The 24787-nt window shown below is 29.1% G+C and carries 13 protein-coding genes and 1 riboswitch; all 13 genes read right to left on the reverse strand.

Features of this window, described 5'->3' with window-relative positions; genetic code table 11:
* Positions 1-31 precede the first annotated feature (31 nt).
* The 13 genes from J2Z24_RS13310 to J2Z24_RS13370 all read right to left on the reverse strand — a co-directional run bounded on the left by J2Z24_RS13310 (position 32) and on the right by J2Z24_RS13370 (position 24787).
* Positions 32-880 (reverse strand): patatin-like phospholipase family protein, encoded by an 849-nt coding sequence (locus tag J2Z24_RS13310; RefSeq protein ID WP_035148270.1) that lies wholly within the window; start codon positions 878-880, stop codon positions 32-34.
* Between the two features lie 150 nt (positions 881-1030).
* Entirely contained in the window at positions 1031-2071 is a 1041-nt protein-coding gene (locus J2Z24_RS13315; protein ID WP_035148295.1) for a 5-oxoprolinase subunit C family protein, read from the reverse strand.
* Positions 2072-2082: 11 nt separating this feature from the next.
* Entirely contained in the window at positions 2083-2811 is a 729-nt protein-coding gene (gene pxpB, locus J2Z24_RS13320; RefSeq protein ID WP_035148271.1) for a 5-oxoprolinase subunit PxpB, read from the reverse strand.
* 16 nt (positions 2812-2827) lie between these two features.
* Positions 2828-4012 carry an NRAMP family divalent metal transporter gene (locus tag J2Z24_RS13325; RefSeq protein WP_035148273.1) on the reverse strand — a complete coding sequence of 395 codons (1185 nt, stop codon included), beginning with the start codon at positions 4010-4012 and terminating at the stop codon, positions 2828-2830.
* Between the two features lie 24 nt (positions 4013-4036).
* Complete coding sequence (locus tag J2Z24_RS13330) at positions 4037-4807, reverse strand: LamB/YcsF family protein (protein ID WP_035148274.1); 771 nt, start codon at positions 4805-4807, stop codon at positions 4037-4039.
* A gap of 153 nt (positions 4808-4960) precedes the next feature.
* Complete coding sequence (locus J2Z24_RS13335) at positions 4961-6685, reverse strand: phospho-sugar mutase (protein ID WP_035148275.1); 1725 nt, start codon at positions 6683-6685, stop codon at positions 4961-4963.
* Positions 6686-6814: 129 nt separating this feature from the next.
* Positions 6815-7903, reverse strand: a complete 1089-nt coding sequence (locus J2Z24_RS13340) for a DUF4430 domain-containing protein (protein WP_035148276.1) — start codon at positions 7901-7903, stop codon at positions 6815-6817.
* A 153-nt stretch (positions 7904-8056) separates the two neighbouring features.
* Positions 8057-10111 carry a cell wall-binding repeat-containing protein gene (locus J2Z24_RS13345; protein WP_051593285.1) on the reverse strand — a complete coding sequence of 685 codons (2055 nt, stop codon included), beginning with the start codon at positions 10109-10111 and terminating at the stop codon, positions 8057-8059.
* A 30-nt stretch (positions 10112-10141) separates the two neighbouring features.
* Positions 10142-11203: a DUF4430 domain-containing protein gene (locus J2Z24_RS13350; protein ID WP_035148278.1), complete on the reverse strand. Its 1062-nt coding sequence runs from the start codon at positions 11201-11203 to the stop codon at positions 10142-10144.
* 85 nt (positions 11204-11288) lie between these two features.
* Positions 11289-13373: a DUF4430 domain-containing protein gene (locus tag J2Z24_RS13355; RefSeq protein WP_051593286.1), complete on the reverse strand. Its 2085-nt coding sequence runs from the start codon at positions 13371-13373 to the stop codon at positions 11289-11291.
* 86 nt (positions 13374-13459) lie between these two features.
* A complete protein-coding gene (locus J2Z24_RS13360; protein WP_111947693.1) occupies positions 13460-21346 on the reverse strand; it encodes an Ig-like domain-containing protein in 7887 nt (2628 codons plus the stop codon).
* 143 nt (positions 21347-21489) lie between these two features.
* Positions 21490-22563 (reverse strand): prenyltransferase/squalene oxidase repeat-containing protein, encoded by a 1074-nt coding sequence (locus J2Z24_RS13365; RefSeq protein ID WP_051593460.1) that lies wholly within the window; start codon positions 22561-22563, stop codon positions 21490-21492.
* 304 nt (positions 22564-22867) lie between these two features.
* Positions 22868-23046, reverse strand: a riboswitch (cobalamin riboswitch).
* A gap of 151 nt (positions 23047-23197) precedes the next feature.
* Complete coding sequence (locus tag J2Z24_RS13370) at positions 23198-24787, reverse strand: prenyltransferase/squalene oxidase repeat-containing protein (RefSeq protein WP_035152691.1); 1590 nt, start codon at positions 24785-24787, stop codon at positions 23198-23200.

Raw genomic sequence — 24787 nt, forward strand, 5'->3', positions numbered from 1 at the left:
TTTTTTAGAAGTTGCAGAAATAATACATTTCTTACACCATAATCCAATTAATAACTTTATCATAATATCTTTTTCCATCTTCATATCCAACTTTGTATAATGCTTCTAATTTTTCCGTATTTCTTTCTATTCTACTAATTTTTAAATTTTCTTTAGGTCTTATAACTATAGCTTTATTTTCCTTTTCTAATTTATCAATATAGTCTAGGGTATTATTATAACCATTATATCTATTTTCTATAGCATTTATTAATCCATCATATCTTGAGTATATTCTTCTTAATAGTCTTTTAGCTTTAAATGGCTCTTTTCTATATTCTTTTTGCCTTGTAAGTATTATTATGTTTTTCTTATTCCCATCTTCTATAGACTTTCTTATAGGAATAGAGTCTGCTATACCTCCATCTAATAAACACATATTCTTATATTTAACTATAGGAGATATAAAAGGAAGACTACTAGATGCTCTTATAATAGTTAATATTTCCTCATGTTCTTCTTTATTAAAATATACTGCTTTACCCGTATTACAATCTGTGGCTACAATAACAAATTTCTCCTTACATTTTGAAAAACTTTGAAAGTCAAAAGGTTCCAATTTATATGGTATTTCATTATATATAAAATCTATCCCAAAAATACTTTTGCATTTAAAGAAGTTCCTATAGCTTATATATCTAGGATCCTTTACATAATTTATGGTTATAGCTTTATTTCTTCCAATTTGCCTAGATAAATAAGAAGCTGCATTGCAAGCGCCCATAGAAACACCTATTACGTATGGTAGATAAAGACCTTTTTCCATAAAAAAATCCAATATTCCCGCTGTATAAAGTCCTCTCATTCCCCCACCTTCAAGAACTAGTCCTATATTTTCCATACCAAATCTCTCCTAACTAAATAAATTTTTACTTATTAAGCATACATCATCTTTTTAATGACTGCTATTTTATTTCTTAATATGTAACAAAATATTAACAAAAAACTTTTAAAAAGACGCTTAGCGTCTTTTTAAAAGTTTTTTGTTAATTCATTTACATTGCTCTACAATTAAACTAAAACTTTCCCCATTCACTCTTACTCTATAGTTTTTCCTTTTAACTATCTCTAAATTTTTCACTTCCTCTATAGAATTTTTTATATCAATTATTTTTTCTTCATACTCTCTTAATATGGAATGTGCCTCTTTTATGGATAATTTTATAAATTTAATCTTATCTCCAGGCTTTGCTTGAGCCAGTAATGATATATCTGAAGATATTACTGTAGCAATTTTAGCATATCCTCCTGTAGTTTGTCTATCTGCCATCATTACAATTGGCATACCATGTCCAGGTACTTGAATAGATCCTAAAGCTATTCCATCAGATATTATATCCGCTCCTTCTTTATGTTCTATTTTTTCTCCAGTCAACCTATATCCCATTCTATCACACTGATTTGTTACCTCATAAGTAGAAGAAGTAAGTGTATTCAACCCTTCTTTTGTAAAAGATTCCTCTTGTGGACCTAATACTATGTTTATATTATAATTACCTGTATAATTAGGAATATAAGAATCTTTTATTTTTCTGTTTAAAACTTCTTTATAATATGTTTTTTTATTTATTAAATCAATTTCATCTCCTACTTTTAATGCTCTTCCATGAACTCCCCCTATTTTTGCCTTTATATAGGTAGACTTGCTCCTCATAATATCTGGTACATCTATTCCTCCTAAAAAACATATATAACATCTCAATCCATTTTTACATTTTCCAAAAGATAATCTATCTCCTTTATTTATTTTAATAGTTCTCCACATTTGCACTTCTATATTATTAATTTTAGGTTGAATATCCGCTCCAGTAATAGAAACTACTGTATCTATATTAAATTTTAGTTCTGGTCCTAACATAGTAACTTCTAAAGCAGCTTCATACTCATCATTTTTTAGCAAAATATTTCCTAATCTCAAAGAAAATTCGTCCATAGCTCCTGCTACTGGCATCCCAAACTCTTGATATCCTATTCTTCCTTTGTCTTGTACTGTAGTTAAAAATCCAGCATTTATTACTTTTATATCCCCCACTTCTTTCACCTCTACTCTTTATTCCTAAATTTTACTTCATATTTATTTTCATCTACTAATTTTAATATTTGTTTATATTCTCTTTCATTTATAGGAATAAACCTTAAGTAATCACCTGCATTGAAAATTATAGGCGGATTACGCTTTGGATTATAAAATTTTAAAGGAGTTCTTCCTATAAGCTGCCACCCTCCAGGACTTTCTATAGGATATATTCCTGTTTGCTTTCCTGCTATACCTGTAGATCCAGCTGGTATTTTAGTTCTTGGAGTTTTTAAACGTGGTGTTTCTATTTCTTTTGGCAATCCTCCAAGGTAAGTAAAACCTGGGGTAAATCCCAACATATATATTAAATAGTCCACTGAAGTGTGAAACTTTATAACTTGTTCTATAGACATATTATTATGTCTAGCTACAAACTCTATGTCTGGTCCATATTCCCCACCATAAACTGTAGGTATCTCAATAATTTTAGCTAAAGGTAGTTTTATACTATCTATATTTTCATATATTTCTTTTAATTTTTCTATTAGTTCATTGATGCCAATTTCCAAAGGATTATACTGAATAGAAACTGATCTATAGGTAGGAATTATTTCAGTGATGCCCTTTATTTTCTCTTTATTAATTGCAAAAGACATATTTCTTACTAACTTATTTATCTCCTCTTTTATTTCATCACCGAATTCTACAGTAATAGCCTTATCACCTGCTATTAGATATTTAGGCTCCTTATACAACTTAAAATCACCACCTTTATATAAATAAATTTTTAATTCCCATTAAGGATTTTCCTCCTGCATAAGCTGAAATTATAACAACTACTATACCTAAAATAAGTAACCATAATGGATGCTTATAATCTCCTACTATGCTTTTATTTACAGATGCTATTAGCATAATAGCTAAAGTAATTGGAAGAATTAATCCATTTAAAGAACCAGCTAATATAAGCAATTTAACCGGTTGTCCAACAGTTATAAATATAATTGTAGATACTAATATGAAACCTATTATCCATTTATTGTAATTTTTATCAATACATGTTGATAAAGTTTTTAGAAAAGATACAGAAGTATATGCTGCTCCTACTACAGAAGTTATAGCTGCTGCTGCTATAACTACTCCAAAAAATTTGTATCCTATATTTCCTGCAGCAATATTAAAAGCTGATGCTGGTGGATTAGCTGGATCTAGCTTATTGCCAGCATAAACCACACCAAGTACGGCTAAAAAAAGTAATATTCTCATAATAGATGATACCAATATTCCCAAAGAAGATGATTTAGTTATTTTATCTATATTTTCCTGTCCTGTTATTCCTGCATCTATAAGTCTGTGACCTCCAGAAAAAGTTATATATCCTCCTACAGTTCCTCCTATCAATGTAATAATTGGGAAAAAATCAATATTTTCTGGCATAACACTTCTAGCTAATGCTAACGATACTGGTGGTTTTGTTACTATAGCTACATAAGCTACTAAAAGTATCATTATTCCTCCAAGTGCTACTGTTAATTTGTCCATAGCTTTTCCCATTTCTTTTGATAAAAATATTCCTATACATAAAATAGCTGATATTAATGCTCCAATTTTTAAATTTAACCCGAATACCACATTTAACCCCATGGCAGCTCCTCCAACATTTCCTATATTAAAAGCAAGTCCACCAAGAGCCACAATGAAAGCTACAAAATATCCCAATCCAGGCAATAATTTATTAGATATATCTTGTGCCCTCATTCCAGATACCCCTATAACTCTCCAAGCATTTACTTGAGCTCCTATTGTTAAAACAATAGATATTAATATTACAAAAGCAAAATCACCCTTATACTTTTCTGTAAATGTTGCTGTTTGTGTTAAAAACCCTGGTCCTATAGAAGATGTTGCCATAAGAAATGCTGCTCCTAAAAGAGCGGATAAATTTTTTTTCCCCATACTTCCCCCCACATTAATTATTAATTATATAAACTCTTTAAGTGCTTTTATTTCAATTCCATCTTCTTCTAACTTTTCTCTTATAAGCTTAACAAAAGCTACTGCTTCAGGATTGTCTCCATGAACACATATAGAATCCGCATTTATTTCAATTTCTTCTCCTGTAATAGCCTTTACTTTTCCATGTTTAACCATAGATTTCACTCTTTCTATAGCTAAATCTTTATCATGTATTACGGAACCCGGAACTTTTCTAGAAACTAAAGTACCATCAACATTGTAAACTCTATCTGCAAAAACTTCTTCTGCAACTTTAAGTCCAACTTCCTTTGCCGCTCTTACCATTTCACTTCCTGCAAGAGCAAGTAAAATAATATTTTTATCAACTTCATATATGCCCTTTGCTACTTCTAATGATAATTTATAGTTAACTGCTGCCATATTATAAAAAGCTCCATGAAGTTTTACATGTTGAATTTTTATCCCTTTACTTATAGCAAAAGCCTTAATAGCTCCTAGCTGATATATTACATAATTCCTCCCTTCATTAGGGCTTATATCCATTTTTCTTCTTCCAAAACCCAATAAATCAGGAAATCCTGGATGAGCACCTATTGATAATCCATTTTTAACTGCCACATCTATTGTTTTTTCCATAACCATTGGATCTCCACCATGCCATCCACATCCTATATTAGCTGAAGAAACATATTTGAGTACTTCTTCATCCATTCCTATTGTATAATTTCCAAAACTTTCTCCAACATCACTATTTAAATCAACTATATTTCTCATAAAACCGCCTCCTCAAATTTATTTTTTTAATTACTTATCTCTCTATATATTTATTACTCTTTTATCTCTTTTATAATTACTAATAAAAATAAAACAGGTAGTATACAATTTTTTGTATACTACCTGTTTATATATTTTAAATCCTTATTATGTCTATTCTACGGAATTTAGTTTTGTCATGATAACTTCTTCCATTACTTTTAATTTATTTTCTGATTCTTTTAAAGTATTTCCTTTAGAATATATATAAATCTTTATTTTAGGCTCAGTACCAGAAGGTCTTACTGCATACCAAGATTCATCATCTAACATAAATTTAAGTACATTAGATTTTGGCATTTCACTATCACTAACTTCACCTGATTTCATATCAAATTCTTTTCCTTCTTCTAAGTCTATATATTTTACTAATTTAACTTCTCCTATTTGTTTTGGAAATTCTTTTCTATATACTTCCATCATTCTTCCTATTCTATGTTGCCCTTCTATACCTTCTAAAACTAATGATATAAGCTTTTCTCTGTAATATCCTAACTCTTCGTAAGTTTCATTTAAAATATCCAATAGAGATTTTCCTAAAGTTTTATAATAAGCTGCTGCTTCACACAAAAGCATTGAAGATATAACTCCATCTTTATCTCTTACAAAATCACCAGCCACATATCCTATACTTTCTTCATATCCAAATATAAATTTATATTCTTCAGTCCTCTCCAGCTCATTTTCTTTTCCACATATATTCTTAAATCCAGTTAAAGTTTCAAAGGTTTTAACTCCATATTTTTCTGCTATAGCTTTCCCCATATCTCCTGTAACTAAAGATTTTATTATGGCTCCATTGTCAGGTAATGTGCCCTTTTCTTTTCTGCTTTCTAATATATATCTAATTAATATAGCACCTGTTTGATTTCCATTAAATGCTACATATTCTCCATTTTTATCTTTAACCATTATAGCCAATCTATCACAATCTGGATCTGTGGCTATTAAAAGCTCTGCCCCTACCTCTTTTCCTAAATTCTCAGCATATTTAAAGGCCTTTATATCTTCTGGATTAGGATATCCTACTGTAGTAAAATCTGGATCTGGATTTTCCTGTTCTGGTACTACAATGATATTCTTAAATCCTCTTTCTTTTAAAACTCTTCTTACAGGTATATTTCCAGTACCATTTAGAGGAGTATACACTATTTTAATATCTTTATCTATATCATCTCTAATACTTAATTCCTTTACTTTCTCTATATATTCATCATCTATTTCTTTACCTATTATTTTAAGAAGACCTTTTTCTTTTGCTTCTTCTTCAGAAATATTCTTGATTTCAGTAAAACTTTTTATATTTTCTATTTTTTCTAATATAGGATTTGCAATACTTGAAAGTATTTGCGCACCATCTTCCCAATAAACTTTATATCCATTGTATTCTTTTGGATTATGACTAGCAGTTACTACTATACCTGAAATAGTTTTAAGCCTTCTTACTGTATATGAAAGAATAGGTGTTGGTCTCAAAGTTTCAAAAAGATAAGCTTTTACTCCATTTGCTGCTAAAACCAGTGCCGCTGTTTTAGCAAATTCATATGAATAATGTCTACAATCATAAGCTATAGCTACTCCTCTTTCCATAGCTTCATCACCTTTATCTACTATAAAGTCTGCAAGTCCTTGAGTAACTTTAGCTATTATGTATTTATTCATTCTGTTAGTTCCTGCAGCAATTTTCCCTCTAAGCCCTGCTGTACCAAATTCTAAATTTCTATAAAATCTATCTTCTATTTCCTTAGGATCATCCTTTATACTTCTTAATTCTTTCCTTGTTTCTTCATCGAAGTATTCATTATTTAACCATTCCTCATAAATCTTCATATAATCCATAAAATTATCCCCTTTCAGAATTCTATATTAATCTTATTTTACCAGATTTTATAATAATATATTAGTGTTTATAGATAAAATATTAAAATTAAAAGTCCACTTAAAATAAGTGGACTTTTAATTTTAATATTATTTTACACTTATACTAATAGGCTGTGGTCTTACTATATCCTTTAATCCTTTATTATTAATTCTTTCTGCTGATAACCTATAAGTACCTGCTTTATCAAATTTTATAGTTGCCTTTCCATTATTATCTGTAATAAATTTTTTACCTCCTATTATTAATGGACTACTATCGGCATATATAGTGGCTCCTTTTGCTGGTTCCCTAAACTCTTTCCATGTATTTATATCATTTTTAATCCCATTTAAAGTTATGGTAACAGGTTGTCCTACTTTTACATTAGTAGCATTTGCCTTTATTTCAGTAGCTAATGTATCAAATCCATAAGCTCCAAAATACCATAAGATTTCATCTCCATTTTTTATAGGCTTACCTTGACATCCCACATTAGGTAATACATTATTTACTCTATACATCCAACCTGAAGTACTTCTATGGTCAAATTCTCTATCTCCTCCTATCATTGCTATATATAAACTCCAGCCATAATCTTGAAGATCATAATCTTTAACATGTTTAAATCCGTATTTTTCTAACACTTTAACCACAGCATGAGCATTAGTTGGTTCTTTAAATTTATCTATCCCCCATCCTTTAGATGGCGTTGCAGAGGCCCCTGTAGCTGGTCCTGAATATTTATTTAAATCAAAAATCCCCGTAGTTATCTGAGTTCTTGGCACAAGAGTTCTATCATATCCTTCTATCCTTATATTAACTGTTACTTTATTACCTACCTCTTTGTTCCCTGAATTATCATTACTAGATACTAATTTACTAGATGTACTTTCATTGTTTTTATCTTCTTTATTTTTCTTCTCTTGTTCTTTCTTTTTGACTTCTTCTTTTTTCTTTTCTTCCTCTTTCTTTTTAGTTTCTTTTTTATTCTTTTCATTTTCTTTTTTCTTGTTAGTATTATTAACTGTATTCTTATCTTTGTCTAAGCTATTATCATTTTTGCCACTATCATTTTCTATTACTCTTGTAGATGCAGATGAACTATTATTAGTTTTATAGTTTTTTATAAATAGTCCTCCAACAGATATTACTAATATAACAATGCACGCTATCATTATATTCTTTTTATTTTTCATCTTTAGGCATTCCTCCATCCTTATAATATATATTAAAAAGCGGGGCTGTGGCATTAAGGAATTTACATACAATATACTGTTTTACAAGCTTAAAGTTAACACAATATATTGTAGGATTTTTTCTTAGTGCGACAGCCCCCCACATACTTTAACTTATTTGAATAATTTTTCTATTGTCTCCTGTACCCTCTTACTAACTGATGCATTACCTCCAAGTATTATAACTTCATCTGTTTTATCTTTATCTATAAAGTTAATTTGTTTACTTAAACTTGAATCATTTACAAGTAATAATGATCCATTTATTTGTGATGCTAGAGCACTTCCTGATAATGCATCTGGATAATTTTGACCTGATGCTAAAAGTACTGATTCATTATTCTTAAAATATTGATTTACTTTTAAAGATGTATCATATCTATCCTTACCAGCTATTCTAGTTATTTTAGTTTGAGAATTAATCTTATTTAATTCTCCTTCTATATTTTTGCTTATAGCTCCCTCTCCACCAATTATAAATACTTCTGATGGTTTAACATCATTTATTGCATTTTTAACATAATCAGGCAAAGAAGTTTTTCCACTTAATAATACAGGATACCCATTTATACTAGCTGGGGCACTAACACTTAATGCATCTGCAAAATTAAGACCATTTACTATAACAAATGGAGTTTTCTCTTTTGCATTTACTTGCTTGAATACTTCATTACAAGTCTGGAATCTATCTTTTCCAGCTAATCTCTTTACTTTATATCCTGAATTTTTAATAGTGTTTTCAATAATGTTACTTACTGAACCTTCTCCTCCAAGTACATATACATTCCCATCTTTATTTAAATTGCTTTTTATATAATTTAATACTTTTTCACTACTATTTATATCTTTTCCAACAAGAAGTATAGGTGCATCTAATTGTTTAGCTAAAACACTTCCACAAAGAGAATCTGCAAATCCAAATCCTGAAGATATTATAATATTTTTAAACTTTTCTTCTTCTTTTCTAGAACTTAATTTTTTAGCTACATTTATAGAAGTATCAAATCTATCATTACCTGCTACTCTTTGAGTTTTACCATCTCCTGTAGCTACAAAAACATCTTTATCAATATCTAAATTATCAGTTTTAGACTGTTCTTTAACTTCTGTATTCACATTTGAATTACTCATATCCGTATTTTTAAATGTATTAGGAAGTTTTTTCCCATCAAACCAATAGATTGATCCCTTTCCACTTGCAAAACATTTATAAGCTACTAAAGCCTGATATGCCTGCTCAGTGGACATTCCATTAACACCTTCGCTACCATCCATTAAATGATAGAACTCTCCATTTGATTGTTGAAATCTTAATAAATTTTCTACTAAATTTCTATCTTTTGTAAATTGAGCACTAGTAGGATCTATTCCATTAGCACAAAGTCCTATAATAGTTTGAGCACAACTTTCACTATTATTTTCTGTAAACCAAGAATTAAATCCCCCATCTTTTCTTTGAACCTTTGAAAGCCACTGAACAGCTTCTCTTACTGCATCTACAACTTTTTTACCACTTTTACTAACATAATTATGATATGGTGCTAACGCTATTAAAGTCATGGATGTAATATCTACATCACTATGGTTTCCATTCATATTTAAATCCCATCCACCATCACTGTTTCTATTTTCTAATACATAATCTAGCATATATTCTCTTGTAAATTTAGCTCCTGCTGGTATCTGATAGTTTTTGGTGTCTAAAGCTATAAGTCCATATATAACTCCATTTAATCCCTGAAAATCAATTTTTCTATTTGGATTTTTAGGATCATAAAAATTATATATTTTATCTAAAAGATTATATCCTGCTATATTTCTTGGATCTCCTCCAGCCGCTACTACTCCTAAAGTAATTCTTTCATAATCAGTTACTTTATAAAAATATGCTTTAGCATCTTTTAATACTTTTTCAGTATTTTTTAAATAATCGCTGTTATAATTTGTTGGTAATTTAAGCCCAGACTTATTAAATGCTACTGTTTTCCAATCACTGCTCCAAGTTCCATTTTTAATTATAAAATTATGAACTTTACTCATAGATGTATTTACTTTATTTAATAAATCTGTATTTGATGCACTTACTTTCATAGGCATTATGTTTATAGATGTAAATATGAACAAAAACGTCATAATACAGGACAAAATAGATTTTATCTTCTTTTTCATAATATCACCCTTTTATTTCTTATATTTTAGCTACTTTACAGTTATAGTAACAGGTTGTGGTCTTACTAAATCTTTTAAATTTTTATTATTAATTCTTTCTGCTGATAATTTATAAGTTCCTGGTTTATTGAATTTCACAGTAACTTTTCCGCCGTCATTTGTAATAACTTTCTTACCATCTATAACTAATGGACTTCCGTTGGCATATATAGTAGCTCCTTTTGCAGGTTCTCTAAATTCTTTCCACGTATTTATATCATTTTTGATTCCATTTAAAGTTATGGTTACAGGTTGTCCTATTTTTACATTGGTAGCATTTGCTTTCATTTCTGTAACTAATGTATCAAAACCATAAGCTCCAAAATACCATAAAATTTCATCTTCATTTTTTATGGGTCTTCCTTGACACCCTATATTAGGAAGCACATTATTTACTCTATACATCCATCCTGAAGTACTTCTATAATCAAATTCTCTATTTCCTCCTATCATGGCTATATAAAGCCCCCAACCATAATCTTGAAAATCATACCCAGTTCCTTTTTTAAACCCATGACTTTCTAATGCCTTAATTACTGCATGAGCATTAGTAGCCTCTTTAAATTTATCAACTCCCCATCCTTTAGATGATGTTGCAGAAGAACCACTAGCAGGTCCTAAATAAGGATTTAAATCAAAATTTCCTGTAGTTATCTGAGTTCTTGGTACAAAAGTTCTATCATATCCTTCTATTCTTATATTAACTGCTACTTTATTGCCTATTTCTTTATTTCCTGAATTAGCATTACTAACTGATGGTTTATTAGATGTATTTGAAGTAGCTCTACTCTGTTTTTTAGATTCTTCATTATTCTTCTCTTGTTCCTTTTTTTTAACTTCTTCTGTTTTCTTTTCTTCTTTTTTTGTAATTTTCTCTTTTTTATTTTTCTCAGCATTAGTTATATCTTTATCTAAGTCACTATTACTTTTTACTACTCTTGTATTACTAGATATACTTTTGTTATTTGTTTTATAATTTTTAACAAATAATCCCCCAACAAATATGGCTAATATAGCAATACATGCTATTATTACATTCTTTTTATTTTTCATTTATAGCCATTCCTCCATAAAATGTTAAATATTTAGATGTATATGATAAATTTTTATATCTATCATATACATCTTGAATTAAAAATTATTTTATTTCACCCACAACCATATTAGTGTCAGAAACATATTTTGATTTAAGTATTATAAATTTTTTCGCCTTGCTATCATAATAATTTATTTTTAAACTTTTTTTGCTTATATTTTTAAACTCTGCACTATTAAACTTAACTCCAATCATTGCTCCTTTTAAGTCTAATTTTTCTTCTTTTTTACCATCTTCACTAATCTTATATAACTCTATATTATATACAGATGAAGACACTTTATTTTCAGTTGATATATTGTTAACTACTTTACTTGCAATAGCTTCTTTTATAACATTCTTTCTAACTTCTACATTTTCATATAAATTTACATTTTTAATTTTATTACATGGTAATTTTATTTCTGAGTCTTTAAATAAAATTTTAAATCCAAATTCTTTATCTTTTAAGTAATTTATAGTTGATCCACTTAATCTAAAAATAGTATTTATATTATCTTCATTATTTATTTTTATTGGAACAAATTTCACATCATCACTTAATTTTGCTTCTGTATATTTTTCTTTTATTGCTGCAATAATTCTATCTGCTTCTCTAACTTTTGAAGCTACTATATTTTCGCTTACAGTAATTATTTGTTTACCTTCTAACTTTTGTATATTTAATTCATTCTCTGTTATAGCTATATTATCAAGTTTCTTTTGTAATTCACTTAAAGCTTTTTCTTCTTGTTTCTTAATTTGAGCAGATGATGCTCCTCCTGAAGCTCCTCCTCCATTGCCAACTTTTATTATAACTGGTTCAGGTCTTACTATATCTATCTTTTTACCTTGTGTTGTTTTATATCTTATAGCTGACAACTTATAAGAACCATCACTATCAAATTTTATTGTTGCTTTTCCATTTTCATCTGTTTTTAAAACTTTTCCGTCTACTTTATATTCTTCTCCATCTATAAGTATGGTAGCGTTACTTACATTTTCTTTTATTTGTCCATATTCATCAACTTTCCCTGAGCCACCAGCTCCTACTGTTCTAAATCCTGACAAAGTAAGTGAAACTTCTTCTCCTGCTTTTACTGATGTTTTATCTGCTTTTAAAGTAGTAAATATGTTATCAAATCCATAAGCTCCATAATACCAAACTATTTCATCTCCATCTCTAAGTGGTTTTGCATTACACCCTACTGGTGGGAGTTTACCATTTACACTATACATCCAACCAGACATAGGACCTTGATTAAATTCTCTATCTCCCCCTATCATAGACATATATACACTCCAACCATAGTCTTGTAAATCAAAATCTATATGTTTATCTTTTAATACTTGTACTATAGCATGTGCATTGGATGGGCTCTTAAACTTGTTTACATCCCATCCTGTAGAAGGTTCTGCTGATGTGCCTGTTGCTGGTCCTAAATATGGATTAAGATTAAACAATTTAACATTTATTTTTGTTCTAGGAACAAAGGTTTCTCTATATCCCTCTACCCTTATATAAACACTTACAGAATCTCCTGAAGATGTTTCTCCACCAGAGCTTCCTCCATTTCCTTTTAATACAACTACTATACACTTATCTTTCTTAGTTCCATCCTCCGTTGCAACTTCTATTTCTGCCTTTCCTTCCTTTATAGCTTTAACTTCACCATTTGCATCTACTGTTGCTACTTTTTCATCTGAAGATTTCCAAACCAAATTCTTATTTATAGCATTTTCTGGTGTTATACTGACTGTTAACTTTTCACTTTCTCCTTCTTTTAATTCAAGATTAGATTTATTTAATTTTATACTTTCTATTTCTGTTTCAGGTTTTGTAGAAAAATTAAAGTCCTTTAACTCTCCACCTACATTGATTTTTCCGTTAAATTCCATATCTTTAACGGTTTTAAATTTAAATTGAAAGTTACCATCTTTATCAGTTTTATCTGCGTCTACATAATATTTTTTATCACCATTCCAGGTTTGTATCATAACATTTTGGAGCTTATGATCAGAAGTTCCATTTATAATTACTTCTGATCCCTCAGTTTTAATTTTTAAATCTACTTTTGCAAAAGCAGTGCAAGCCATACTCATTATTATGAGTATTGTTGTCATAAATATTTTCCAAAACTTTTTCATATTCTTCCTCCTTACCTCAAGATATGTGAAGTACCAAAAGCTCAAAGCTTTCGATACTTCATTACTTTTTATAATTTACCTAAACTTTATTTTACTTCTACCAATACTGGATCAGCTAAAATATTCATTTTCTCTGGAGATAAATCATCACAAAGTATAATTTTAACAAAATAATCTCCTTCTTGAGGTATGTTCACAATTTCATCAAACTTATCATTTTCACCTGATTTTATTTCCTTTTTTATATTTCTAAGACCCTTCATTTCATTTGTAGCTTTATCATATAATACTAATGTTAAAGTTACTTCCTTGACTTCTTCAGAAATATTTTCTACATTAACTTTTATATTACTTGGAACACCTTTTTGTAACTTTATTTCTTCTGCTGGCTTCATTTCTATAACTTTATATCTAATTCCATATGAATCACTACTTTTATTTCCTGCTTTATCTACTGCCTCTATTTCTATTGTGTTGTCTCCATCTTTTAATTTAACTTTATAGTCTCCATTATTTCCTGTTATAATTTCTCCATTAAATTTAACTACTACTACTATATCTTCATCTACATTGTCTGTAACTTTTACTTTGAAGCTTAATTCTGGGCTTGTTACTTTTACATCATCTGTTAATCCTATTACTTCTATTTTTGGTACTTCTGTATCTTCTTTCTCTTCTGTTTTAATTATTTTATAAGATTCATTTACTTTATTTCCTGCCTCATCTACTGCCTCTATTTCTATAATATTTTCTCCATCCTTTAATTCAACTTTATATTCACCATCTATTCCTGTTATAAATTCTCCGTTTAATTTAACTATTGGTACTATATCATTATCTACATTGTCTGTAACCTCTACTTTAAAGCTTAATTCTTTAGTTGCTACTTCTTTACCATCTGTTAAATCTGTTACTATTTTTGGTGCTTCTGTATCTTTTCCCTCATCTGGATTAGTATCATCACCTGGATTTTCGTTATCACTTTCTCCAAAATAGTATATAGAGTTCTTCCCTTTATTGTAAATTCTTCCTGATCTTACGAAATCTCTATATGCTAATAATGCTTGATATGCCTGCTCTGTAGACATTCCATTAATTCCGTCACTACCATCCATTAAATGATAAAATTCTCCACTTGGCTGTTGGAATTTTAATAGATTTTCTACTAGGTTTCTATCCTTTGTAAATTTAGCTGATGTTGGATCTACCCCATGTACAGAAAGTCCTATAATGGTTTGAGAACAACTTTCACTGTTGTTTTCTGTGAACCAAGAATTAAATCCTCCATCCCTTCTTTGAACCTTTGATAACCAGTTTGATGCTTCATTTACCGCATCTCTTACGCTTTTACCTCTTTTACTTACATAATCATGGTATGGTGCAAGTGATATAAGAGTCATGGAAGTTATATCAACATCACTATTTTTTCCATTCATATTTAAATCCCATCCACCATCGCTGTTTCTATGATCTAATATATAATCTAGCATATATTCTCTTGTATACTTAGCTTTAGCTGGTATTTTATATCTCTTACTATCAAGGGCTATTAAACCATATATAACTCCATTTAATCCTTGGAAATTTAATTCTCTCTCTGGGTTTTCAGGATCATTAAAATTATATATTTTATCTAAAAGATTGTATCCTCCAATGTTTCTTGGATCTCCACCAGCTGCTACTACTCCTAAAGTAATTCTTTCATAATCAGTTACTTTATCAAAATGTCCTTTAGATTCTTGTAATAACTTTGCCACATTATTTAAATAGTTACTATTATAATTTTCAGGTAACTTTAATCCTGATTTATTAAATGCTACTGTTTTCCAATCGCTACTGTATGTGCTATTTTTAATTATATAATTATGAACTTTTTCTATGGCTTCATTAACTTTATCCTCCAAAGTTAACTCACCTTTTTTATAAGTTATTTTATAAGTTATATCTGATTTGTTTCCTGCTAAGTCTTTAGCTTCTACTGTTATTGTATTTTCTCCACCTTTTAATTTAACTTTATAATCTCCATTTGTTCCTGTTATAACTTCTCCATTTAATTTAACTACTGCTTTTATATCGCTATCTACATTGTCTGTAACTGTTACTTTAAAACTTGCTTCTTCATTTGATACTTCTTGTCCATTTGTTATTCCTGTAACTTCTATCTTTGGCGCTTCTTTATCTGTTTCTGGAACCTCCGGAACCTCTGGATCAGTTGTATTTGCTTTATACGTTACGTTATAAGTATCGCTAGCTTTATTTCCTAATTTGTTTACTGCTTCTATAGTAACTACATTTAATCCATCTTTTAATAAAACTTTGTACTTTCCTTCTTGTGGTAAAATTTCTTTACCATTTACTTTTACAACTGGAGTTAGTTTTCCATCTTTTTTATCATTTGCTTCTACTGAAAATACTAATTCTTGTTTATCTGTTGTTCCACTTGTAATACCATCTGCCTTAATTTCTGGTAAAGTCTTATCTTCAGTATCACAAATAATTTGAATAGTTTTTTCTACTATATTTTTATCTTTATCCTCTACTATAATTTTTATAATATTTTTTCCTTCTTTTAATACTGCTTTATAATTATCATCTTTTCCTTCTAAAATTTCATCATTACATTTAACAATAGGAATTAGCTTTCCATCTTGAGGATCTTCTGCTTTTACTATAAATGTAATTTCTGATTTATTAACTGTTTCCCCATTTATAATTCCTTTCACAGATATTTCAGGTTTTTTATCATCCTTTTTATCTCTTACATGAATTACAATAGGATTTGGTCTTATAATATCAATAAGCCCTCTTCCATCCAATCTAATAGCAGAAATAGTATAATCTCCTGGCTTATCAAAAGTAAGAGTTGCATTTCCTTTTGCTCCTGTTACTACTTCTTGTCCATTAATCTTATAAGGCTTATCATTTACAAGTATAGTTGCTTTGCCTACCGTTTCATACACTTTTTCATATCCACCTGTATATCCTGATAGTTTTATTTGTACTTCCTCATCTACTGAAACATCTGTTTCATCTGCAAAAATTTTAGTATAAATATTATCAAATCCATAAGGTGAATACATCCAAACAATTTCATCTCCATCATTTAATGAAGTATCTGCACATCCTACATTTGGAAGTGTATCATTTACTCTATACAACCAACCTGATGGACCACCATGCTTAAATTCTCTATCTCCATCAATCATGGCAATATATAAACTCCATCCATAATCCTGGAAATCAAATAGTTTAGGACCATCTTTATCTCCAGATTTCTTTTGTCTAAAGCCAGCATTAAGTAATGCTTGTACAATAGCGTGAGCATTGCTTGGTTTATCAAACTTATCTGTACCCCAACCACTAGACTCTCCTGCACTACTTCCTGATGCTTTTCCTAAATGTTTATTTAAATCAAACAACCCTACCTCTAATTTTGTTCTTGGTAAAACTGTGTGATCATATGCTTCTATACGCATATATACTTCATATTTATCTGTAACAGTAACTTTTACACTTTCTTTTATCTTTCCATCATCTTTTAATGCAACAGTTAAAATAACTGTTCCATTCCCTATAGCTGTTACTTCTCCTGTTTTTGAATCAACTTTTGCTATCTTTTCATCACTACTACTGAATATAAACTCTCTCCCTGGTATTACATTATTTTGTTCATCTACAGCTTTTCCTTTTAAAGTAATTTTATCTTTTGGGTGTAATCTTTCTTTACTTCCTTCAATAACTATTTTATTTACTACAATATTAGAGCTATATATTAATGTATATTCTTTCCTTTCTACATTTCCAGCCTTATCCTTTGCAGTAATTTCAATAGTATTTTTTCCTTCTTGTAAAACTATATTGTATTTTCCATCTTTTTCAGATACTACTTTATCATTACATCTTACTTCTGGAATAATACCTTTATCTACATTATCTGTTACACTTACAGTAAATGCTACTTCCTTTGTAGACACTACTATATTGTCCTTTATTCCACTTATTGTGATTTCAGGTTTTTGTGTGTCTTTTAGAGAAAATCCTGTTATTTTTATAATATCTCCTTCTGTTTCATTTTTCCAATTTTTTTCAAAAGTATATACAGTATCATTTATCAAAATAGAACTATCATTTAAAATTTTTTTTGGTGCATATCCTATAGAATTAATTGTCTTATTTCTAAGATCAATTTCTAATATGTGATAATAGTCTATTATATATATCTTCCCATTTATATTTACAGGGGAATTACTCTGGAATGTATGATCAAAACCTTCAACTTCACTCATTTGTTTATTTATAGGATTAAACTCATATATCTTATTTAAAGAATCATAACCTCCTATAATATAAACTTTTTCATTTACTTCTATAATTTGAGCTTCATCTAGTTGCCCTTCGTCACGATACTCAACCCATCTATTGATATCAATGTTATATACAACATCTGCTGTTTTGGTATCTACATCAAATTCCACAATGGCACCTAATTTTTGTTTTCTCTCATAGATATATACTTTGTTGTTAATAACAGCCGTCCCTCTTCCTACTATTTTATAGCCTTCTGGAAGATTAGCTATTTGTTTCACTTTATTATTTTTCACATCATATTCATAAACTTTTTCATTACCAAATAAATAAATTTTATTTTTTACTTTTGCAGCTTCCCCTTTAAAATCTTCTGATAAATCTCCTAAATGGTTTATTTTATTAGTTTTTGTATCAAAAATTTTAATAGATTTTCCACCAAATAAATAGATTTTATCTTCCAAATTAACTACAGCAGAAGCCTTACATTCTTCGTCCATAGTAGCTATTATAGAAGATTGATATTTATGTTTATCTAAAACAATTATTTCTCCTAATTTTACTGAATTTTCATGAAAATTAGCTATTAAAGTATATTGTCCTTTTGGTGCATCTATTTTTCCTGTGGTTTTTCCATATTCATCTGTTTTTCCCATTAATTTATTATTATCTAAATAACCTACCTTATCCTCATAATAAAATTCCCAATATATTTTTACTTCTGGTGCTGGTTTTCCATTAGCAGTTAATGTAATATTAAAATCTTCATTATTATTTACTTCTTTAGGGTGATTTATTTCTATTTTAGGTAATACCACTTTAATAGGCTCTGCTACTGATCTAATATATCCATCTTTTTCAACAAAAATACTATAATCACCTTTAAGATTCAATTTAAAACTTGCTATACCATTAGCATCTGTATTTCCCTGTATTGCACCAAGCCAACCTTGGAAATACTTTATAAAAACATTAGCTCCTTCTATTACTTTTCCATCCTCATCTTTTACAATGACCTGAAGTCTTTCATCAGATATAACTTCTTTTGGTGCTTCTAATTTTAATTGTTTAGTAGCTCCATTATAAGAGCATATAATGCTATCCCCTATTTTAATCATTGCAGCTTTAGGATTATCTATAACTTTTCCATTAATTTTTACTGAAAAATATGGTTCTCCTTTTAGTCCTAGCCATTGGCTAAGTTGAATTAACTTTCCTTCATCATTAAATTTTGGTTCGTATATTTTATAACTTTTTTTACCTTTTTTCCCTTTTAATATATTCTCTAATCTTGTTTCTGTTTCTGAAATTTCTATATCATCACAAAAATCTGTTCCTTCTTCTATTTCTACTCTTAAATGTGTTTTTATTATATTATTTGTAACTTCAATACTTTGTTTTGCATAATATTTAGGATCATCTGCCAATGTAACTTTTATAAATGTTTTTCCAACTTTAATGCCTTTAACATTACCTTCCTGATCTACAGTAGCAATTGTATTATCTTCACTTTCCCAATTAATTTTTAAATTGTTTATATCCTTATTTTCATTATCTTTTACACTAACATTAAATTTAATTTTATCTCCTTCATTAATTAATTCTCTTTGTGGATTTATTATAATTTTATATTTTCCCTTTATAATTTCACATTCTTGAATATCACTTTTAAGTCCTTCTTTTTCAAGTATAAAATATACTTTACTACTTGTATTATCATATACTATGTCATTTATTGTTACTTTACCATTCTTATCAGTTTTTCCTGTAATATATTTATTAGGATCATTTATTAAACAATCTTTATTCATATGACATGAAACATTAACATTCTCTATTGCCTTACCTAATTCATCTACTACAGTAATTTGAAATGGATATCCATATATGATTTTTTCTTTCAAAGTAGCTTTCAACTTTTGAGTTGTTCCTTTTACTTCTATTTCAAATGCCTTTGCCCTGGATTTTTCTTCTCCTTCTGCTGTTATAAAATATTTTCCTGCTTCTAACTTAATACTTGCTTTTCCATTTTCATCTGTCTTTACTCCTGTTGCTACTGGTTTTATTTTTCCTTTATTAATACTCTTATAGTCATATTCACTTGCTTTATAGTATTTTATTTCTCCATCTTTTATTGCTGTGCCATCACTTTCTTTATATGTTACTTCAAAGACTTCTTCTGCATTTGCTGTTGATGGCCCTTCTACAATGGTTGTTCCCATTGCTCCATTTCCATTAAATACTATACTACTTCCTTCTGTTACATTTGTTCCATATGGATTGATTGACCAAAAAAAGTCACCTTTTACTCCTTCTATGCTGCCAATCATTCCACTTGATTCTTCTACTACTAATCCTGCTGCTTCTAAGGCTTCTTTATTTGTTGCTCCTTTTTTTACTGATACTTCTGTTTCCGGTAATATTGTATATTCTTTTCCTTCTACTCTTAATTTTGCTTTAATTAGATTCGCTTCTGAGGTTGCCTTTACTTCTATTTCAAATGCCTTTGCCCTGGATTTTTCTTCTCCTTCTGCTGTTATAAAATATTTTCCTGCTTTTAACTTAATACTTGCTTTTCCATTTTCATCTGTCTTTACTCCTGTTGCTACTGGTTTTATTTTTCCTTTATTAATACTCTTATAGTCATATTCACTTGCTTTATAGTATTTTATTTCTCCATCTTTTATTGCTGTGCCATCACTTTCTTTATATGTTACTTCAAAGACTTCTTCTGCATTTGCTGTTGATGGTCCTTCTACAATGGTTGTTCCCATTGCTCCATTTCCATTAAATACTATACTACTTCCTTCTGTTACATTTGTTCCATATGGATTGATTGACCAAAAAAAGTCACCTTTTACTCCTTCTATGCTGCCAATCATTCCACTTGATTCTTCTACTACTAATCCTGCTGCTTCTAAGGCTTCTTTATTTGTTGCTCCTTTTTTTACTTCTATCTCTGTTTCTGGTAATATTGTATATTCTGAGCCTTCTACTCTTAGTTTTACTTTAACCTTTTCTTCTGCTGGTTTATCTTCTACTTCATTTACTTTTGTGACGGGAACATTAGTCAAATTTTCTTGAATTTTAAATTCAGCCTCATTACTTATATTAGGTTTGTCTTTTAATGCTGCTTTTATTACAATAGTACCTGATCCTAATGCTATAAATTTATTAGGAATCTTTTTATCCATTCTTCCTAATTCTTTATTACTTATTGTAAAAGTTAAATTTTCTACAGGTACTGCATGATCATTTTGATCCTGTACTTTAACATCAACGCTATCTCCAACTTTTACTTTAGTGAAATCATTTACTATTTTTATACTGTTACTTTTTTCTAATTCATTTATTATATTTTTTAATTTATCTTCTAAAATTTCATTATTAACTGTATCTCTTACTGGATTCTTTTTTATTTCTTTATTCTCAACTTTTTTGTTATCATCTTTAATAATGTTTTCACTTACAGTTTCTTTTTTATCTTTATCTATAGAAACTATATTTTCCTTAGACATTGTTCCATTTTTAGATATGGTATTGTTTTCATTTAATTTTTCTGCATATACTTGTCTCATACCAAATATACCAGTATGTACAGTAGAAGATACCATTAAAAATGTAAGAAATATACTTAGAAAGCGTTTAACTCTCTTCTTCCTACTCATATTTTACCTCCTATTAATTATTAAATACAAAATTATCCATTTTATATTTTCATTTAAAATGGGAAAACCATTAGTTAAGCTTTCCCATTTTAAATAATTTATTTGATTTTTGTATGTTTATTATTTTTTAGCTTAATTTAAAACTATTTTCCCCAATAGTATATTGTTGGTCTTTTAGTTTTAAATACTCCATTTTCATCTTTTTCATCTTGCGTATTTAAGAAAAGTTTATATTCATCTAATGCATATAACGCCTGTTCAGTTGCCATTCCATTAGCACTACCATCTACTGAATGTTTGAACTTTCCAGTATTACCCACTTCAAAATCTAACAATGCATCTACTACACTTCTACCACTTTTTACAAATCTAGCATCTTTTGCTGGATTTATTCCATTAGTGCAAAGTCCCATTATAACTTGAGCACAACTTTCTGAATTTACTGTACCCCATGATCGAAATCCACCAGCATCTTTTCCTTCTTTTAATTGTAAATTTGATAAGCACTCTACTGCATCATTTATTGCATTCTTTACCTTTGGATTTTGGTTATTATTATATCTAGATAATGCTGTCATTGTCATTCCTGTCATATCTGGATCACTATTACTTCCAAAGAAAGCCCAACCGCCATCAGTAAGTTGTTTATTTAGTATTTCATTTATTATTTTTTGTCTGTTCCATGTTGCAGTATCAGGTATTTTATAGTCTTTTGCATCTAATGCAATAAGTCCAAATACTAAGGCATTAATACCCTGTCCCTCAAGATCTGCATTATATATCTTTTTAATAATGTTTATGTGACTTTTCCCTATATTAGTAGGATCTCCTCCAGCTGCTAATATGCCTAATGCGCTTCTTTCATACTCTGTAGGTGATAATACTTTATGGTTATTGTCTTCCAAATATTTTGTAACCTTATCTAAATAATTTGATGGAATCATCTCTCTATGTCCAGCTTTATCAAGACCTATAGCAGTCCAATCCATAGAAAAATGAGTATTTAAAACTGCCTTACAAGTTCTTTCTATAGTTTCATCTATAACGCTTGTTGATACAGGCATTCTTAAACTTTGATATGATTGTGTAGATTCAATAGTTGCAGCATGTACATACATTTGTCTTATTCCAAGTATTCCGCTGTCTATAGTACCTGCTACCATTAATGCCATAATTGAAGTAGAAACTATCTTTTTGAATTTAGACTTTTTTAACATGTTAATTTTCCCCCTTAAAAATATAAAATAATAATTTTTATTAATATTGCCCTCCCTTCTTTATCAAATAGTGAAAATTTGATATAATTGATACGTATATATTTATATAAACAACATGGATATATAGAAGACTTATTATGCGTCACCATTTATAAGTCTTACTATATTATCCAATGTTGTTTTAAACTTTTTTGACATTTTCACAAAAAAACACCTTGTTTCCAACGAAAACAAGGTGTTTTTAATAACTAACGCATATCAAAAAACACTTACATGCTAAATAGACACTTAACTTTCCTTGGAAGTTGTATCAACATATAAAGCAGGTATCCTGACTTTTGGTTCATCACTTTCTTCCGCCTTCTCAAGAATATTCTCAATGGCATTTTGGAATAAGCTCACCAATTACAGTGGCCGGACCGTTGAGGATTTACACCTCATTCCCTATTGTCTTAATGACAAACTTTATACTAAAATTTATGTATCATTATTCAATTTTATCATTTATATTTCATAAGTGTAAAATATTTCTTAGTATAATCTATTAGTATTATATACCATTTTTAAATGTTTTTCAACAAAATTCAAATATATTTCCATAACAAATTAAATCTTATTCATATTTTCCATAAATCTATTTAACTAAGTTTTTAAATTTACTAAAACTTACAGCACATTCTGCTCTACTAACAGTATTATTGTCATTGAACCCATCAAAAGTAAGCTTTTCACCTTTTAAACTTTTATTCTTAAGTTTACTTCCATTGATTAATGCTGATATAAACTCTTGTCCAGTAATTTCTTTATTACTATCACCTTTTTTATCTAAAACAGAAATATCTTTAAATATTCCTTTTTCCATGCAAAGTTCTATATAATTATTATCATTATCTATTTCTAGTACGTCTGATTTCTTATTTTTTTCTACAAACTTCAGTTCATCTCCACTATATTTTTCATAAAAATCTGTTTGAAGATTTAAAGCATTAACTAAATATCTTGCAAGTTCACCTTTTGTAATTTTTTTATTAGGTTTAAATGTTCCATCTTTATAAGTATCCATAATGTAGTCATATACTACTTCTATAGCTTCTTTGTATCCGTAATCCCCTTCTTTGAAATCGCTATATAATATTTTTTCTGCCTTTGGTCTATTAGCTTTAAAAAGCCTATCATAAGTTGTTTCTTCATTATATATATCTGCCATACCATATAAACCTTCATAAGTTGTTAAACTGTTATTATATACAGGGAGCATATCCTTTTCATCTAATACATGGGTAAATGCTCCATTAGGCAATTGATGCTTTAATAAGAAAGTTACAGGATTACATCCCTTTTTCTTTTCCCACTGTTTACTCATAGGATTTTCTCCATACATAAGCATTGCCTGTATTGCCCAAACATCACTTTCAGGATTCTGTGTCCCCCAAGATTCAAACCCTCCATTATCTAGCTGATGTTTTCTTAAAAAATTTAATGCCCTTTTTACTGGTGGATAATCTTTGTCTGCTCCTAATGTACTAAAAGCCATAAGTACTGCTGCAGTCATATCTACATCAGATGTTGTTTTTAAATAATCTTCTTTTTCTGTAAAATCCTTTACATCCCAAGTAAAACCTCCATCATGATGTTGGTTTTTTTCAAGCCATCTTATAGCTTTATCTCTATTTGGAATTGGCTCTCCCGCACAATGCAATGCTATAGCTCCAAAGCATTGAGAGTTTATAAGATCATTTCCCACAGGTTTCTTTGTTTTTTTATCCTCTACAGAATCTGCAAAGTGACCATTTTCAAGCATAGTTTCTTTTACAGCTTTAACTAAATTGACACCACCAAAATTGCGTGGATCTTTTTTCGCTGCTGTTATTCCTATTATAGTTCTTTGGTAATCTGTATTTTTAGTTTTTGAAAGACCGTCTCCATTTTTTACTTGTTGTTCTCTCCAATAAACAGCATTTTTACCATTTACAGTCCAAACCTCGCCACTTACATCTTCTCCAAAGCCATAAAGTCCTAAAGCTGGCCAATCGAGTATACCTGCAAATTCTTGTGGCTTATAGGTATCATAATAATACTGTATGGTTTTTTGTGATGCATCGTAAACTTTTTTCTTAAGAGTCTTTTTTCTATAAATATCACTGTTTATATAACCAAAACTTCCAATAGCAATAATCACTATAAGTATTGGTATTAAAATTTTACTACTCTTTTTAAAACTCAA

The organism is Clostridium tetanomorphum (assembly GCF_017873215.1).
Taxonomy (GTDB): Bacteria; Bacillota; Clostridia; order Clostridiales; family Clostridiaceae; genus Clostridium_AO; species Clostridium_AO tetanomorphum.

What these genes read in the sequence shown, in the direction of transcription:
- J2Z24_RS13310 (WP_035148270.1), bottom strand. Translation starts at nt 880, where the DNA reads ATGGAAAATATAGGACTAGTTCTTGAAGGTGGGGGAATGAGAGGACTT.
- J2Z24_RS13325 (WP_035148273.1), bottom strand. Translation starts at nt 4,012, where the DNA reads ATGGGGAAAAAAAATTTATCCGCTCTTTTAGGAGCAGCATTTCTTATG.
- J2Z24_RS13330 (WP_035148274.1), bottom strand. Translation starts at nt 4,807, where the DNA reads ATGAGAAATATAGTTGATTTAAATAGTGATGTTGGAGAAAGTTTTGGA.
- J2Z24_RS13335 (WP_035148275.1), bottom strand. Translation starts at nt 6,685, where the DNA reads ATGGATTATATGAAGATTTATGAGGAATGGTTAAATAATGAATACTTC.
- J2Z24_RS13340 (WP_035148276.1), bottom strand. Translation starts at nt 7,903, where the DNA reads ATGAAAAATAAAAAGAATATAATGATAGCGTGCATTGTTATATTAGTA.
- J2Z24_RS13345 (WP_051593285.1), bottom strand. Translation starts at nt 10,111, where the DNA reads ATGAAAAAGAAGATAAAATCTATTTTGTCCTGTATTATGACGTTTTTG.
- J2Z24_RS13350 (WP_035148278.1), bottom strand. Translation starts at nt 11,203, where the DNA reads ATGAAAAATAAAAAGAATGTAATAATAGCATGTATTGCTATATTAGCC.
- J2Z24_RS13355 (WP_051593286.1), bottom strand. Translation starts at nt 13,373, where the DNA reads ATGAAAAAGTTTTGGAAAATATTTATGACAACAATACTCATAATAATG.
- J2Z24_RS13360 (WP_111947693.1), bottom strand. Translation starts at nt 21,346, where the DNA reads ATGAGTAGGAAGAAGAGAGTTAAACGCTTTCTAAGTATATTTCTTACA.
- J2Z24_RS13365 (WP_051593460.1), bottom strand. Translation starts at nt 22,563, where the DNA reads ATGTTAAAAAAGTCTAAATTCAAAAAGATAGTTTCTACTTCAATTATG.